15 protein-coding genes are annotated in these 16,921 nt (G+C 40.3%); 6 read left to right on the forward strand and 9 right to left on the reverse strand.

Going from position 1 to position 16,921, the window contains the following annotated elements; all coding sequences use genetic code 11:
• Positions 1–56: 56 nt before the first annotated feature.
• The 4 genes from rfbD to rfbB are packed head-to-tail and all read right to left on the reverse strand — an operon-like array spanning position 57 to position 3,376.
• Complete coding sequence (rfbD, locus tag P162_RS00315; protein WP_031425107.1) at positions 57–932, reverse strand: dTDP-4-dehydrorhamnose reductase; 876 nt, start codon at positions 930–932, stop codon at positions 57–59.
• Positions 925–1,482 carry a dTDP-4-dehydrorhamnose 3,5-epimerase gene (gene rfbC, locus P162_RS00320; protein WP_031425108.1) on the reverse strand — a complete coding sequence of 186 codons (558 nt, stop codon included), beginning with the start codon at positions 1,480–1,482 and terminating at the stop codon, positions 925–927. The genes rfbD and rfbC overlap by 8 nt, the downstream gene beginning before the upstream one ends.
• Entirely contained in the window at positions 1,479–2,336 is an 858-nt protein-coding gene (gene rfbA, locus P162_RS00325; protein WP_031425109.1) for a glucose-1-phosphate thymidylyltransferase RfbA, read from the reverse strand. Before rfbA ends, rfbC begins: the two co-directional genes overlap by 4 nt.
• On the reverse strand, positions 2,333–3,376 hold the full coding sequence (rfbB, locus tag P162_RS00330; RefSeq protein ID WP_031425111.1) for a dTDP-glucose 4,6-dehydratase: 1,044 nt from the start codon (positions 3,374–3,376) through the stop codon (positions 2,333–2,335). The genes rfbA and rfbB overlap by 4 nt, the downstream gene beginning before the upstream one ends.
• Positions 3,377–3,759: 383 nt before the next feature.
• On the opposite strand from rfbB, the gene P162_RS00335 reads away from it, so the two are divergent.
• From P162_RS00335 to P162_RS00345, 3 genes are read left to right on the forward strand one after another with little or no spacing between them, the layout of a single operon-like run.
• Entirely contained in the window at positions 3,760–4,251 is a 492-nt protein-coding gene (locus P162_RS00335) for a Dps family protein (protein WP_031425113.1), read from the forward strand.
• A gap of 9 nt (positions 4,252–4,260) precedes the next feature.
• On the forward strand, positions 4,261–5,223 hold the full coding sequence (locus P162_RS00340) for a mechanosensitive ion channel family protein (RefSeq protein ID WP_051907700.1): 963 nt from the start codon (positions 4,261–4,263) through the stop codon (positions 5,221–5,223).
• Positions 5,224–5,226: 3 nt separating this feature from the next.
• Positions 5,227–6,093, forward strand: coding sequence for a hypothetical protein (locus P162_RS00345; RefSeq protein ID WP_081868347.1), 867 nt, complete (start codon positions 5,227–5,229; stop codon positions 6,091–6,093).
• A 125-nt stretch (positions 6,094–6,218) separates the two neighbouring features.
• Here the strand turns inward: P162_RS00345 and P162_RS00350 are convergent, their stop codons facing one another.
• The 4 genes from P162_RS00350 to P162_RS00365 all read right to left on the reverse strand — a co-directional run bounded on the left by P162_RS00350 (position 6,219) and on the right by P162_RS00365 (position 10,845).
• Positions 6,219–7,115, reverse strand: a complete 897-nt coding sequence (locus P162_RS00350; RefSeq protein ID WP_031425118.1) for an EamA family transporter — start codon at positions 7,113–7,115, stop codon at positions 6,219–6,221.
• 238 nt (positions 7,116–7,353) lie between these two features.
• A complete protein-coding gene (locus P162_RS00355; RefSeq protein WP_031425120.1) occupies positions 7,354–8,817 on the reverse strand; it encodes a sigma 54-interacting transcriptional regulator in 1,464 nt (487 codons plus the stop codon).
• A 65-nt stretch (positions 8,818–8,882) separates the two neighbouring features.
• Positions 8,883–10,004 (reverse strand): vWA domain-containing protein, encoded by a 1,122-nt coding sequence (locus P162_RS00360; protein ID WP_031425121.1) that lies wholly within the window; start codon positions 10,002–10,004, stop codon positions 8,883–8,885.
• 250 nt (positions 10,005–10,254) lie between these two features.
• Positions 10,255–10,845 carry a fasciclin domain-containing protein gene (locus P162_RS00365; RefSeq protein ID WP_031425123.1) on the reverse strand — a complete coding sequence of 197 codons (591 nt, stop codon included), beginning with the start codon at positions 10,843–10,845 and terminating at the stop codon, positions 10,255–10,257.
• A gap of 164 nt (positions 10,846–11,009) precedes the next feature.
• Here P162_RS00365 and P162_RS00370 point away from each other — a divergent pair, with 164 nt between their 5' ends.
• Entirely contained in the window at positions 11,010–14,234 is a 3,225-nt protein-coding gene (locus tag P162_RS00370) for a WD40/YVTN/BNR-like repeat-containing protein (protein WP_031425124.1), read from the forward strand.
• 91 nt (positions 14,235–14,325) lie between these two features.
• On the opposite strand, the gene P162_RS00375 is transcribed toward P162_RS00370, so the two are convergent.
• The gene (locus tag P162_RS00375; protein WP_031425126.1) at positions 14,326–15,312 is read right to left on the reverse strand and encodes an App1 family protein; all 987 of its coding nucleotides are present in this window, start codon (positions 15,310–15,312) and stop codon (positions 14,326–14,328) included.
• Positions 15,313–15,455: 143 nt separating this feature from the next.
• On the opposite strand from P162_RS00375, the gene P162_RS00380 reads away from it, so the two are divergent.
• Positions 15,456–16,337, forward strand: coding sequence for a diacylglycerol/lipid kinase family protein (locus P162_RS00380; protein WP_031425128.1), 882 nt, complete (start codon positions 15,456–15,458; stop codon positions 16,335–16,337).
• A 115-nt stretch (positions 16,338–16,452) separates the two neighbouring features.
• Positions 16,453–16,921 (forward strand): glycosyltransferase family 2 protein (locus tag P162_RS00385; protein WP_031425130.1); only part of this gene is annotated, 469 nt, incomplete at its 3' end.

Consider the following 16,921-nt stretch of genomic DNA (forward strand, 5'->3'; position numbering starts at 1 on the left):
GGGTCTTTTATATTTAGTAATTACCTATGTGAAACCTTAAGAGAATCACTTGTCTCCTACAGATTGACCAGGCTTTTTTCCCAGTCAGGAATTTGAAAATCAAAGGCATTCTTGAACTTGTTATTATCCAGCATACTAAAAGCTGGTCTTTTTGCTCGTGTAGGGTACGCTTCTGACGATACGGGACTAAGCTCTACATCTATGTTTTTAACATTGAAAATAGCCCTGGCAAAGCCATACCATGAAGTACTTCCACCATTGGCAAAATTGTAAATTCCATAAAGTGTATTGCCTGTATCAAGCCTGGTTTCATCAGCAATTATTTTTAAGATACCCCGGGCAAGATCATTTGCATTTGTGGGACAGCCCTGTTGATCATTTACAACCGCCAGCTTATCGCGCGTAGCAGCAAGCCGCTGCATGGTTTTATAAAAGTTCTGCCCAAATTCGCTGTAGAGCCATGAAGTGCGTAAGATATAAAATGCTTTGAGTTCACTGTCGAGGATTTCATTTTCTCCAGCCAGTTTAGACTTTCCATAAACAGTCTGTGGGTTTGGTTGATCCTCCTCAACATACGGGGTATTTGAATTTCCATCAAAAACATAGTCTGTTGAAATATGAACAAGCGTAGCCTTGTATTTTTTGCAGGCTTGCGCGAGGTTTTTTGCTCCTTCGGAATTTATAGCGAAGGCTAGTTCATGTTCGTCCTCTGCCCTATCCACCTGAGTGTAAGCAGCGGTATTTATAACAAAATCTGGTTTGAAAGTTACAAATAGTTGATCTATAGCATGAGCATCTGTAATATCCAGATCCTTTTTCTGTACAAACAGGAATTTATAATGAGTCACTGCAGACGCCTGCTTCGCTATACATTGCGCCAACTGACCACCACCACCGGTGACTATTATTTTCTTCTCCTGATCTTTAAGCATACATTCGTTCAATTACTGCATTAAATTCAAGTCCCAACGTGTCTTTTTCTGAAAGGATATGGTCGCCCTCTATTTCTGGCCATTCAATTTTTGCAACCGGGTCTTTGTAGTTTAGCGTTATATCTGCCGATTTATTATAGTAATTATCGCAACTGTACACAAAAACGGTCTCAGGTTTAAGTACGAGAAAGCCGTGGGCAAAATAACGAGGTACAAAAAGCTGTGTTCTATTTTCTGCCGTTAGCAAAACCGTATAGGACTTACCAAAAGTAGGAGAATCCCTTCTCATATCTACCACAGCATCGAGGACTTCCCCCTGTATGACACGTATAAGTTTTGCCTGACTGCTCTCACCCATTTGCAAATGCATGCCGCGTAGTGTTCCATACGCCGATTTGGACTGATTCTGCTGAACAAAATCCACATCCAATCCAGTATTTTTATGAAAGTCTGCCCTATTGAAAGCTTCATAGAAATGGCCGCGGCCATCTTCAAAAACGTCAGGCTGGCAAATCCACAAATCTTTTATTTCTGTAGAAAAATATCTCATTGTAACTTATTTAAATAAGCTCCATAAGCTGATTTTCCGCATCTTTTTGCCACTTTCTTCAATTGGGCGCGATCTATATAATTCATTAAATAGGCGACCTCTTCAATACTCCCTATCATAAACTGATTACGGTGCTGTATGGCCCGTACAAAACCCGTTGCCTCGTCCAGTGAATCTATGGTACCCGTATCAAACCAGGTCATTCCCCTGCTCATTACGGAAACCTGTAATTCACCGAGTTCAAGGTATCTATTATGCAAACTTGTTATTTCCAGTTCACCCCTTTCTGAAGGCTGAACTTCCTTTGCAAACTGAACCACCCGGTTATCAAAGAAATAGAGTCCAGGTATCGCATAATTTGATTTGGGATGCTTTGGCTTCTCTTCAATGGAAACGGCCTTATTATCTTTATCAAATTCTACCACGCCATAACGGTTGGGATCCTTAACGGGATAAGCGAAAATGCTTCCTCCTTTCACATCATAAAGACCTTTCAATAAGTGACTGAAACCGTTTCCGTAGAAAATATTATCCCCAAGGATAAGGGTTACCGAATCCTTTCCTATAAAATCCTCTCCTATTATAAAAGCTTCCGCAAGACCATTGGGCTTGTCCTGAATCGCGTATTCAAATTTGCAACCCAGCGAAGAACCGTCACCCAGTAACGTTTTAAAACCCTCCATATCGTGCGGTGTCGTAATGATAAGAATCTCCCGTATACCCGCCAGCATAAGCACAGAAAGAGGATAGTAAATCATGGGCTTATCATATACTGGAAGCAATTGCTTGCTTACCGCAATCGTAAGTGGATACAGACGTGTTCCTGAACCACCGGCCAAAATTATTCCTTTCATAGGTATTGTTTTTTGTAATATTCTTTATAATTCCCACTGGTAACCCCCTGTAACCACTCAGAGTTGTTCAAGTACCACGATATTGTTTTTGCAAGGCCTTCCTCAAAAGTTACGCTGGGTTCCCAGTGAAGTTCATTTTTAATTTTTGTAGCGTCAATGGCATACCGCCTATCATGACCGGGACGATCTTTTACATAGGTAATTAATTTTTTGCTACTACCCGGCGCGCGTCCCAGTTCTTTATCTATAAGTTCGCAGAGCATATGAATTAAATCAATATTCGTCCACTCGTTAAAACCACCTATATTGTAGGTCTCACCTTGTATTCCATTTTTGTAAATCACCTCAATCGCACGGGCGTGGTCTATAACGTATAACCAATCCCTGGTATATTGCCCATCCCCATAAACAGGCAAGGGTTTCTCATTGATACAATTATTAATGAACAGGGGGATCAATTTCTCGGGAAACTGATTGGGACCATAGTTATTGCTACAGTTGGAGATTATATAGGGCAAACCATACGTTTCCCCATAAGCCCTCACAAAATGATCTGAACCTGCTTTAGATGCCGAATATGGCGAGTTGGGATCATAAGCCGTTTCTTCGGTAAATAAACCTTCACTGCCCAGGCTTCCGTAAACCTCATCTGTACTGATATGATAGAACAATTTACCTGAAAAGTCTTTTTTCCAAATAGCCAGGGCAGCGTTCAATAAGTTTAAGGTTCCTATAATATTCGTTTTTACAAATTGCAAAGGATCCTCGATAGACCGGTCAACATGCGATTCTGCCGCAAGATGAATGACTTTATCAAAGTCATGTTCCTCAAAAAGGGCCATCATTTCTTCGGCATCTGTGATATCTGCCTTTAAAAAGGTATAATTGGGAGCATCTTCAATGTCTTTTAGATTCTCCAGATTACCTGCATATGTCAACGCATCAAGATTATAGATTTTATCCTTGGGATAAGACTTAAGAAATAGGCGAACCACGTGAGATCCTATAAAACCTGCACCACCTGTAATTAAAATATTCATATTTTAAATTTAATGCCCTAGCAAAGAGCGTTGTTTACAATTACGTATCTTAACTACGCTATAGGCATACAGTATGTTGCGAATATAGGCCACATAGCACTAGCGGAAAAAAAGATATACGTTTATACTTTATTAAATTAAATGCAATAAAATCAATTTTATCGTTTAAAAATGCGTTTTAACGGTGATTTTTTAATAGGTTTTACTGAATTATTAAACTTGAACAAATGACACGCATGTTGCTCAAAAAAACTAGGAAAAATTATAAAATCTCTTATAGAATATTTTTGAGTGAAACTGGCGTTAAACTTATACTAAACAATTACCGCGAATAGGTAAGTGTTAAAAGCAATCTTAAATTTGAAAAAATAAAAAATTAGTATATGAATTATTTAAACTTAGATTCGAAAAAAACAAAAGAAACTGTTGATGAGCTTAACATCCTGCTTTCTGATTATCATTTATATTATCAAAAACTCCGTAATTTTCACTGGAACATTGTAGGCCATAACTTTTTTGATCTTCATGAACAGTTTGAGATGATGTATGACGATGCAAAACTCAAAGTGGACGAAATTGCTGAACGTATCCTAACCCTACGCTATCAGCCCACAAGTAACTATTCTGATTATTTGGAAATTTCCAATTTGAAGGAATCTTCCAGTGATACTAAGGATATTAAAATGGTAGATATCTTACTTGATGATCATGGCGCTATACTTAAGCAAATGCGTAAAGTTGTGGAAACAGCAGATGCTGGTAATGATGAAGGTACTATTGATTTAATAGGTGCATACATTCGCGAACTGGAAAAAACAAGCTGGATGTTAGATGCCTGGAGAATGAACAAAACAGATTCTCATAAAAAATTGTAAATTGCCTTTATGATTCAAGATACTTCTGAAAGTTCAGCTGGCACCGTATGGGGATTCGATCTCGATAAGCTGATAAATAAATTACAGGGATGGGGTGAAGCAATAATCTTAAAACTGCCAAATTTCATATTGGCAGTTTTAGTCTTTATACTCTTTTATATACTGGCAAAATATGTATCAAAATTTGTAAGACAGATTTTGATGCGCCACGTTGGCCAGCAAAGTGTAAAAGTTATGGCTGGCAAAACATCCTTTGCCGTTACTGCCCTTGTTGGCTTTTTTATAGCACTAGGTATTATGGACCTTGATAAGGTTCTTACCTCTGTTCTTGCAGGTGCGGGAGTTGTAGGACTTGCCATTGGTCTGGCGCTGCAAGGTACACTAAGCAACACTTTTTCTGGTGTTCTGCTTTCCTTTTTACCGCAACTACAACTGGGCGACTGGATCGAAAGTAATGGTTATGCTGGTTCTGTTGAGGATATTAATTTACGTAGTGTGATCCTTAAGGAATCTGACAATAATTATGTTGTGATTCCCAATTCAAAAATCGTGGACTCTCCTTTTAAAAACTATACCCGTACAAAACGATCAAGGGTTTTTATAAATTGTGGTGTAGGTTATGAATGTGATCTGGAAGAAGTACGGGAGCTGACATTGAAAACGCTAAACAATCTTTTTAAGCAGGAAAACGGTGAAGAGGTTGAATTCTTTTATCAGGAATTTGGTGATAGTTCTATAAATTTTGTTACTCGCTTTTGGGTAAATGTTGCTAAAAAACGTGATGTTTTAACAGCCCAAAATATGGCTATTATTGCCATTAAAAAGGAATTTGACGCGCACGATATCAATATACCCTTTCCAATACGTACGCTTGATTTTGGCAAAAATAAATTCAGGTCTGAAACGCTTACCATTGCTAATGATCAGGGAAATACTAGTAGCAGCAATGCTGGCGAAAGCAATCCAGAATAAATCATGAACTTAAAACCTATCATAATCACAGCATTTTTAGCGTGTGCAGGATGTCAGGATTATGAAAATATAACGAAGAAAGCATCATTATCCCGGGATCTCACAGAGATTTCGGGAATTGCTTTTTATAAGGGCAACCCTACCCTATACGCCATTGCAGATCATTCAAACCCCAATATTGTTTACGGCCTAAATTCCGAAGGTAGCATTACACAGCAAATCCACATTGCAAATGCCAGGAATGAAGATTGGGAAGATCTTACAACAGACGGCAACGACCGACTATTTATTGGGGATTTTGGTAATAATGACAACATACGTAAGGATCAAACTATTTACACAGTAGAAAATATTTCCTCTTTCTCAAAAAAAGTCGATACGGCATACGCTACAAAAACTACCTTTACGCTCGCAGATCAACAAAATTTCCCTGCAAAACTGGACAATAGAAACTTTGATATCGAGGCCTTCATTTATAAAGATGACTTTTTCTATTTTTTTACGCACAATAGGGAACGTAAAGATTTTGATGGAATTACAAAAGTCTATAAAGTCCCTGCACAAGAAGGAAATTTTAATATCAAGCCTATTAGTAGCTATCAATTGTGCGATGACAGCATTAACTGTGCGGTAACCAGTGCGGTCTTATCCCAGGATGGCGGTACTTTATTACTGCTGACTTACAATGCTATTTATAAGGTAACTGATTTTAAAGGAGACGATTTCTTTAATGGAACTATTATAAAACTTCCATTAAACTTTGACTCAAAGAAAGAAGCTATTACATTCAAAGATTCTGTTACTGTTTTTATTGCTGACGAAAGACGGGCGCAATCTGGCGGAAATTTATACGAGTTCCCGTTGAATTAATATTTGAAGGATTACTTTACAGGTCTTCTAAACAATCAAAATGATGGCCAAAAACTGCCCTTTTTAGCCTAAAAACCTCGATTTTGAGCTAAAAATCAGGTGATTTACTCCTAAATCTTCCGTCGTTATTCTGTTTTTATACTTTTCAGATTAATCAATACTACAGAAAATAATATGATCGTAATTCCCAGCCATTGCAGGGCGCTTATATTTTCACCAAGAATTAAATAAGCACTGAAAACAGAGACAGGAATTTCAAGCGATGCGATTATACTCCCCAGTCCCGTTCCCATTTCAGGGAAACCTTTATTGAATAAAATAGGCGGTAAAATGGTTCCGAAAATCCCTAAAAAACTTCCCCATTTCAGGAAAATCATCCAACTCATACTTTCTAAAATCTGAAAATTCCAGAACAATACTATTACCAGGAGTCCGCCGATGACGAGGTATTTGCTACGTGTAATTATGGGCAATTGAAGCGCCACCCGGTTAGAAGCATACATGGTTGCCGTATAACTCATGGCGGCAAGCAGTCCAAAACCAATTCCCTTTAAGTCAATGGAAATAGAACTTTCAAATACTTTTGCTGCAAACAATGTACCTATAATGGCAATTAAAGCACCAATGACCTTGGTTGTATTGAGCATATGGCGAGCGATAAAAAATTCAAGAATCACGCCCATCCAGATGGTTTGCATCAATAAAATAATACCTACCGAAACGGGCACGTATTGAATGGAGAGATAATAAAAACTACTGGTGAATCCCAGTGAAGTACCAAATAGCAATAGCTTGAGCTTTGGGTTTTTAGTCTGTACCTGTTCCCTATTGACTTCCTTGGATTTTTTTGATATAAAAAAGCTGATAACACTAAGTACCAGTGCACCAAAAAGATATTGGGAAAATACGAGTCCGCCAGTCCCGAAGCCGTTGTTATTGGCATATTTTACGAAGGTGGCCAACATACCGTAACTGGCTGCCCCAATGGCTATATATAGAAAGCCTTTGATATTTGCACTCATGATAAAAATTTGATTGCAAAATTGAGTATATCTGCCCAATAAATGGCTTTAATACTATTAAATTCAACATAATTTCATATTCCATTTATGCCAATCTATTTATGAATAGATCAATAGTTCAAAATATATTAAGTCAAACATAAAAAAAACCCTCTAAAATGACCAATTATTGGCCGTTTTAGAGGGTTTTTTAAATCGTTTTATTATGTTCCGCGCCGTAGGAACGCTTTACGTGATACTATAATCCATTGATATAACTTCCGTAAAGGTCTTTAAAGCGCATGCCCTGTGACATCCTGTATTTACTTAATTTTTTGAACTCAACAAGTCCCCAAAGCACGAGTTCTTTTAGAAAATAACGATCTTCTTTTGGAAAATCGGGTTGATATTCATCAAGCAAATCCTGTAAAGGTTCTATCGAATCCAATAAATCTTTATACTGCTGTTCTGAAAGATCATCGAGCAACTGAAATTCGCTCTGGTCAAAAAACCAACTTACAATCTCGTCATAAGGACCTTTCTTGTCTTTTTGTTCCAGTTTTTTGATTTCCGGAAAGTACTGCACAAACTGTGTTTTAACCGCATCACCTATTAAATTTTGGGCAACGCTTGCGGCTCCTTCCTGTTCGCCTTCATAAACCAGCTCTACCTTACCGGTAATGGAAGGGATCATCCCTATAAAATCGCCTAAACGCACTGAAGTTTTATCCTCATTTGCCAGCATGGCGCGACGTTCTGCCGTACTTAAAAGATTTTCGTAAGCAGTAATGCTCATACGGGCGCTTATACCACTTTTTGCATCCACATATTCGCTATGTCTCGCTTCAAAGCTTATTTGCTCCAATAAATCTTTAGCCAATTCTGGAACATATAATGTCTCTTTTTGACGTTCGTCCCTTTTTGCCTCCTGCTGGGTGATCGTACGTGCGATTTCTATTGTTTCAGGATAATGCGTCAAAATCTGTGAGCCTATACGGTCTTTTAACGGAGTAACTATACTTCCACGGTTTGTATAATCTTCGGGATTTGCGGTAAACACAAACTGCATATCCAGCGGCAACCGAAGTTTAAAACCTCGTATCTGGATATCGCCTTCCTGCAAAATATTAAAAAGTGCCACCTGAATGCGCGCCTGTAAATCTGGTAATTCGTTGATCACAAAGATAGAGCGGTTTGCACGTGGGATCATACCATAATGTATAACACGATCATCTGCATAACTCAATTTTAAGTTGGCCGCTTTTATGGGATCTACATCCCCTATCAAGTCGGCAACGGTCACATCTGGAGTGGCTAGTTTTTCATAAAAACGTTCATCTCTATGCACCCATGCAACAGGCGTGTTCTCCCCTTCTTTTTCGATCAATTCCCGTGCATGACGGGAAATGGGGCGCAAAGGATCATCATTTATTTCCGAACCTTCCACTACGGGCATCCATTCATCAAGGAGACCGGTCATAAGACGCGCCAAGCGTGTTTTTGCCTGTCCGCGCAGACCTAAAAGATTAATGTTGTGCTTTGATAAAATCGCACGCTCCAACTCTGGCACTACGCTGTGTTCATAACCGTGAATTCCTTCAAAGGAATTTTTACCGGCTTTTATATTATTGATCAGGTTACTACGTAACTCTTCTTTTATACTTCTCGATTCATAACCGGAATTTTTAAGTGCTCCCAGTGTATTCATTTGTGGTTTGCTCATATACTTCTTTCTTTTCTTAAGGCTCTTTATCTTAAATTTTTAATCACTAGTTATACGCTGCCTTATTATCGAATTCTCTTTTTTCTATTGGTTTCGTAATCTTCAAAAATCATTTCCCCTAGCCCCTGCAGACCGGTATAGAACGCTTTACCCTGATTTGCCTGGGTAAACTGCCTTACAAACTTCATAAGGTAGGGGTCTTCTGCGATCATAAACGTGGTAATGGGAATTTTTAATTTACGGGCTTGTCGTGCCTGATCATAACATTTGTTTACAATGTAATCATCAAGGCCCACACTGTTTTTATAATAATAACCGTCTGCTTCCCGAACGCAACTGGGCTTACCATCTGTGATCATAAAGATCTGCTTGTTCGTATTACGCTTGCGGCGCAACATATCCATGCCCAATTGCAATCCTGCAACGGTATTGGTATGGTAAGGCCCAACTTGTAAATAAGGAAGATCCTTGATTTTTATGGGCCAGGCGTCATTTCCAAAAACGAGGATATCCAGGGTATCTTTGGGATATCGTGTGGTTATGAGTTCGGCGAGGGCCATGGCCACCTTTTTTGCGGGGGTTATACGATCTTCACCATAAAGGATCATACTGTGACTGATGTCAATCATCAGTACCGTGCTCATCTGTGATTTGTGCTGGGTCTGTTCTACCACAAGATCGTCATGCGTGAGGTTCAGGTCATTCATACCGTGATTGATCTGGGCGTTTTTGAGGCTTTCGGTCATCGAAACCCTTTCCAACGGATCACCAAAACGAAATTCCCGAAATTCACCGGTATGTTCATCTCCGTTTCCTATCTGACTGGTACGGTGATTACCACTGCCGCTTTTCCTTAATTTGCCGAAAATCTGATCCAGGGCACGTTTTCTGATTTCACGTTCGGTCTTTGCCGTAATCGCCATACCTCCCTCACCGTCAGGTTTTATTTCATCCCGAATATAACCTTTGGCTTTAAGCTCTTCAACAAAATCGTCTAATGTATATTCTGGAGTGGTGAGTTTGTATTCTTTATCAAGTTCCTTTAACCAATCCATCGCTTCGTCAAAATCTCCGGAAGTATGGGTGATTAATTCTTTAAAAATTTCCAATAAATTTTCAAATGGGGTCTGTTGAGGGGCCTCGTAGTTTTTAAAGACAAAGCCTTTCCTGTGGATATCATTTTGCATAGCATCTACTTCTTTTAAACTGAAAACCTAAAGGTCATTTTGAACCATTACAAAATCGCAATAAAGTCCTACTAACGAACTTTCAACAGCTTTATATCTTCAGTCGTTTCATTTAAAAATATTACATATCACTTGAAATTTCTTATCACAAGGTATAAGATTTAGTTAATTCAAAATATCCACCCAGTAATAGGAAACAACAAAAATCCCCCGAAAACGGAGGATTTCAAACATTAAAATGTCTTCTAGCCTAGTTTTTAGGCATTAATACGGTATTTATACCGTGAATAACACCATTACTGCCTTTTATATCCGCTTGTTCTACAGTTGCCTGACCATCATTCGCATCAGTAACGATCACTTTGTCTCCATCTAAAGAAGCAATAAGTTTACCACCTTCTAATGTTGTGATCTCAAATTCGCCATCATTTTCCTTAATGGCTTTTGTAATATCTGCTGCACCGTATTCACCAGCAACGACGTGGTAGGTCAAAATACCTGTCAATTTTTCTTTATTCTCTGGTTTCAGTAAAGTTTCCAAGGTACCCTCTGGAAGTTTAGAAAATGCCTGATTTGTAGGGGCAAAGATAGTAAAGGGACCGTCACTTTGAAGGGTTTCACCTAAACCAGCAGCCTGTACGCCTTGAACCAGGGTTGAAAATTGGTCGTTTGACATTGCAATGTCAGCAACGGTCTCACCATCTTCCATAGTCTCCGTATCTGTGGTCATGGTTTGCTCTTCTGTAGTTGAATCCATTTGATCGTCAGTCGTTTTCTTATTTTCCTTACATGCAGAGAAAAGTAAAGCTACAGCGGCTAAACCAGTTATTAATTTTTTCATAGTTCTCTAATTAATTAATTTTTGTCAAAGATAACTGAGAAATCGTTAAACATACGCTAAGCACTACCTAAGCTTACGTTAATTCTCTGGTAGAAATGTAACGCCATTGCTATCCGTTTTTTTGCTAATTTGTGATCTTAACGAGATCAAACCAACCAACTATTATGCGAAAAATTTTACATCTTTTACTATTGCTTTCATTTTCAGTCTGTTTTAGCCAGAAAATGGATATGAATCTGCTAAAAACCATGCAACCCCGTAACATCGGTCCGGCGGGAATGAGCGGCAGGATTACCGCTATAGACGTTGTGACCGCGAATCCAGATATTATTTATGCTGGTTCTGCCTCTGGCGGACTATGGAAATCTACTTCGGCGGGAGTAAACTGGAAGCCTATTTTTACAGATCAGCCCACGGCTTCCATCGGCGCGGTGGCCATTCAACAATCAAACCCGGCCGTAATATGGGTGGGAACGGGGGAAGGAAACCCCAGAAATAGCGTGAATGGTGGTTATGGTATCTACAAATCATTAGACGGTGGAAAAACATGGAAGTCCATGGGGCTTGAGAAAACGCGCCACATCTACAGGGTAATCATTGATCCCACAAATGCTGATATCGTCTACGCGGCTGCCATTGGCTCGCCGTGGGGCGCGCACCCAGAGCGTGGCGTTTTTAAAACAACAGATGGAGGTAAAACCTGGAACAAAATCCTTTTTACCAATGAAAAAAGCGGTGCGGCAGAACTTGTAATGGACCCCACAAATCCTTACAAGCTTATCGCGGCTATGTGGGAACACCAGCGCGAACCCTGGTTTTTCAAATCTGGCGGGACGGGATCTGGTCTTTATATTACTTACGACGGCGGTGAAAACTGGACTAAAAAAGAAGCAAAAGATGGGCTGCCGGAAGGCAATCTGGGCAGAATAGGAATTGCCATTGCGCCCAGCGAACCCAATACGGTCTATGCCCTGGTGGAAGCCAAGAAAAACGGACTTTACAAATCTGAAGATGGAGGGGATTCCTGGAAGGTGGTCAACGAAAAATTGAACGAAATTGGGAACCGCCCTTTTTATTATGGCGAAATACACGCGTCCCCAAAAAATAAGAATTTGCTCTATTCGGTGTTTACCTATATTAATGTTTCAGAAGATGGCGGGCGCACTTTTGAAGAACTGATGCCCGCCTATGGGGTAGACAATGGCGTGCACCCAGATCACCACGCGTGGTACATTCATCCCACCAATCCTGATTTTATGATAGACGGTAATGACGGCGGTCTCAATATTACCCGGGACGGCGGAAAAACCTGGCGCTTTGCGGAAAATATTCCGGTAGGTCAATTTTATCATGTTGCGGTAGATAACGAGTATCCTTATAATGTTTATGGCGGGATGCAGGACAACGGGAGTTGGCGCGGCCCCGCTTATGTCTGGAAGGCTCAGGGGATACGTAATGCGTACTGGCAGGAAATTTCCTTTGGCGATGGTTTTGACGTAGTTCCAGATCCAGATGATAGTCAATATGGCTGGTCTATGAGTCAGGAAGGTTATGTGAGCCGCTTCGACTGGAAAACCGGAAACAACTATCTCGTGCGACCCACACACCCAGATCCTGAAGTGAAATTGCGTTTCAACTGGAATGCAGCCATTAATATTGATCCTTTTGATAACAGCACACTCTATTTTGGGAGTCAGTTTGTGCACAAATCGACTGATAAAGGGCTGACCTGGGAAATTATTTCACCAGATTTGACCACAAACAATCCAGAAAAGCAGAAACAAAGCGAAAGCGGCGGCCTGACCATGGATGCTACCGGTGCAGAAAATCATACCACGATTCTTGTTATTGAGCCTTCTCCAGTTGAAAAGGGAATGTTATGGACAGGGTCTGACGATGGCAAGGTTTTCTATACTCAGGACAATGGTGATAACTGGAACGATGTTTCCAATAACTTAAAAGACCTTCCGGAAGGTAGCTGGATTGCGCAGATCAAAGCTTCAAAAAAGAACAAGGGCGAAGCCTTGCTTGTAGCAAACAATTATAGGAGATTTGATTACAAACCCTACGTTTACCGCACGACCAATTATGGTAAAAGTTGGGATAAGATTGTAGATGATGAAGATGTGCAGAGTTACAGCCTTTCTATTATTGAGGATGAAAAGGAACCCAATTTAATGTTTTTAGGGACAGACGACGGACTCTATATTTCCATTGATGCCGGTGAAAATTGGTCTAAATGGAACAAGGATTTTCCTACCGTTCCCGTTAAGGATATGGTGATTCATCCTCGGGAAGATGACCTGGTCCTGGGGACTTTTGGCAGATCGCTTTGGGTTATTGATGATATCAAACCCCTGCGCGCGCTGGCTAAAGACAAAACTATCCTCAACCAGATCGAAGCCGATAAATCTACCGGACTACACGTATTCCCTATGCCGGTTGCCTACAAACCAGCTTTTCAGCAGCCTAACGGAAGCCGTTTTGGCGCAGATGCCATTTTTAATGGAAAAAATCGGGATTTTGGTGCAAAAATCACTTATTTCCTGAATCCGAAAGAAAAAGAAAAAACCATTGAAAAGCCTGAAGAATCAGCTGAAAATGAACAGATTTCAGAAGAAAATACGGTAAAATGGGATTCTCTCTATGTCAACATCTATAATGATGAAAAGCTCATTCGCACCCTGAAAGAAAAAGCACCAGATTCTACCGGCATTTTCACCACGAGTTGGGCGATGGATGAAAAAGGAAGTGAACGCCCTTCACGTACCCTGAGCAAGCAGGATGAGGAACCGGGCGGGGTTTCGGTTAAACCGGGAACCTATAAAATCGTCCTTCAATACGGCGACCTGAGCAGTGAGGAAAATATCATCGTGGAGAGCGATCCTCGTTTACAAGTCAACAACGTTGCAATTGAAGAACAATATACTGCCGCAAAAAAACTGGAAGAATATACGCAGGCCAGTGCAGACGCGGTAAAACAACTCGTAATGAGTAAAAATACGGCGGAAGATTACAAAAAACGCCTCAAGGATAGAAATGAGAAAAAATATAGTGACGCGATCAAGAATTCAGATAGCATCGTTAAAAAGATTGAATCTGAAATCGCCTTGTTTCTTGGGGAAATAGATGAGCGCCAGGGTATAACTTTAGATCCCACCGTGCGTGTGATGGAACGTATAGGGACCGCGCAAAATTATGTTGAAAGTCGGCAAGACGGACTAACTACTACGGAAAATCAATTGGTAGCCCAGGCAAAATCAGCGCTGGAAGATGCTTTGAACAGTGTCAATACTTTCTACAAAACGGAATGGCAAACATACCAAATGGAAATGAAAAACCTTGATTTCTCACCATTTGAGGAAATCAAAACCTTTCAGCTCAAATAAGCCAAAAAAGGACCATTTAAAGCACTTTTTGAACCATTTTTTAAAGGTTTTCAGACATTTAATATATGTTTGAAAACCTTTTTTGTTGCGGTTATTTCAAAGTAGATTCCGCGTCTATAAGACCAATTTCCCGGGAATGTGCAATCGCAGTTTCGCTATGTTTGAAGTAACAAACGGAAACATCCATTTCATTCATTGTAAGCAGCGCCTGCCCCACCGCATCACGCTCCGCCTTACCCGTTTGCCTGATATATACAGCGCGTATGTTCATGGGGAATAATTTGCAGATGCGCTCGTAGATAAAGGGGTCCTGTTGACTATCATCCCCCAGCAATACATATTCAATATTTGGGTAATAATTGATAATATCCTTAATCTTCACAAATTTATGATCGTGATCGCCACGGCCGCTTTTAAAAAAGTCAAGCAGGCGCGTTTTTATTTTTTTAAGCTTGATGACCGCCTTGGGCAGTTCGTGGAGCTGGGCAAATTCCTCAATAAAGGCATACAGGTTCCACTCGCTGCTGCTCACATAGAAAAAGGAATTGAAGCCCGGGCTGCCACTCCTTCCAGCAAGGCTTAAAAATTTATAGTGCTGAACGACATTTTGAAACGGTTTGCGTTTATTGATATTTTTTGAAAGCATCACATACAACTTTTTAAAAAAGGAATTGCTGTGGGAAACCAGAAAAGTGTCGTCTATATCTGAGATAATGCCAAGCTTTCCGGGAAAAGGCTTGAGAAGTTCCTGTGTATCGGTTATTCCGAAGCCACCTTCATTGTAAATAACCTGATAGGTATGCCAGCCACTATTCAAGGTTTCCGTAAAGGGAACCGAAAACCTGAAATAACCATCGTCCATTGTCCTGGTGGTAATGGCAATATCTTTAAAAAGCAGTTGCACCTCTTTATTGACCAGAGGTTCTATACGGAACATATGAAATATTGAAAACGCATGACGAATGCCCCTACGGTCCAGTTTATACTTATCTGGGGCCCAGGACTGGAACAAATGTCCAAAAACCGTCAACTGCTCATCGTTTACGTAACCGCGATATAATTTTAAATCTAATTTCACACTATACTATACATTTAAGAGTACTTTTAAAATTGACTGCAACGGTAAAATCAGAGGATTTAGACTTGTTGTAGTTCTGGAATACCCAACATTATTCTGGAGATTTCTCCATCAAAACAACCAAATATACTAAAGTATCTGCAATGGCAACAACTAACAAAATACTTCTTATCGTAAATCCCATTTCAGGAGATCGCGATAAGGACAAAATGATTGAAGAAATACGCGAGCACGTTCAACAGCGCGATATGCAACTCGTCGTTCACAAAACCGATGGCAACAACGATGCTGAAAAAATAACCCAAAGTATCAAGGAAACAAATCCCGCTCGGCTGCTTGTGGCCGGTGGCGACGGGACGGTGAAAATGGTGGCAGAACTGCTGGAAGACCAGCAATTGCCCCTGGGTATAATCCCGGCAGGATCAGCAAACGGCCTTGCCACAAACCTGGGTATTCAGGGCGATATGGAAAAACTGGTGGAGATTGCATTAGATGACCATTTTATCATCATGGATATTTTGTTGCTCAACGATACGGTGAGCCTTCACATTGCAGATCTTGGCCTTAACGCGGCATTGATAAAAAACTATGAGGATTCCCGCATACGCGGAAAATTGGGCTATATGCTCAGCGCCATCCCTACCCTTTCAAAAACCGAATATCCTTTTACGTTCGAAATCGAGGCCAATGGTCAAAAAACGACCGAAGAAGGCATATTATTGGCCATTGCGAATGCAAATTCCTTCGGAACGGGTGCAAATATCAACCCAACCGGAAAGGTGAATGATGGACAATTTGAAGTTTTGGTTTTTAAAAAGCTTGACTTTATCGAGATCGCAAAAACGCTTTATGGCGAAGTGGAAATGGATCCAGAATTTGTGAGCATGGTGCGAACCAAAGAAGCCACGATTACCAGTGCGAAGGAAATTGCATTTCAGATAGATGGCGAATATATGGGGGAAAGCAACCATGTCAAGGTTAAACTGAGCGATAAAAAACTCAAGGTTGCCGTACCACGGTCTTAATAACTGCATACTTTTTTCCAAACATAAAGAAACCGCTGCATAGTTATTTCTGCTAAATTAGGTTGGCATACATTGTTAATTACTTCATCTTTGCAGCTCTCAAATCACGATAGCCATGAGCAAGTCTTTAAGCATAATAATACCCATGTACAACGCCGAAAATTACATCGAGCGGTGTATAGAAAGTATCCTCAATCAGGGTTTAAACCCTGCTGATTTTGAGGTTTTGATTATGAACGATGGCTCTACGGACAGTAGTCCAGAACGTGTACAGAATTTTACGGATTCCGGCGCACCGGTATTTCTACATTCGCACAGCAACGTAGGTCCTGATGCTTCGCGCAACAGAGGTTTTACACTTGCAACCGGTAAATACATTTACCTCATGGATGCAGATGATTACCTGGCTTATAACTGCCTGAATACGATTTTAGGAAGGGCGCTTGAGGATGATTTACAAATAGTGGCATTTCAGGCGGTTTTTACAGATAAGGATGCCTGGTTTGAAGCAGAAAAGAACCCTGCTGATATTGCAAAACCTGCATTTATAACCGGAAAAGAATATATAAAACACAACCGCAATA

It is taken from the genome of Flavimarina sp. Hel_I_48, assembly GCF_000733945.1.
Classification (GTDB): domain Bacteria; phylum Bacteroidota; class Bacteroidia; order Flavobacteriales; family Flavobacteriaceae; genus Leeuwenhoekiella.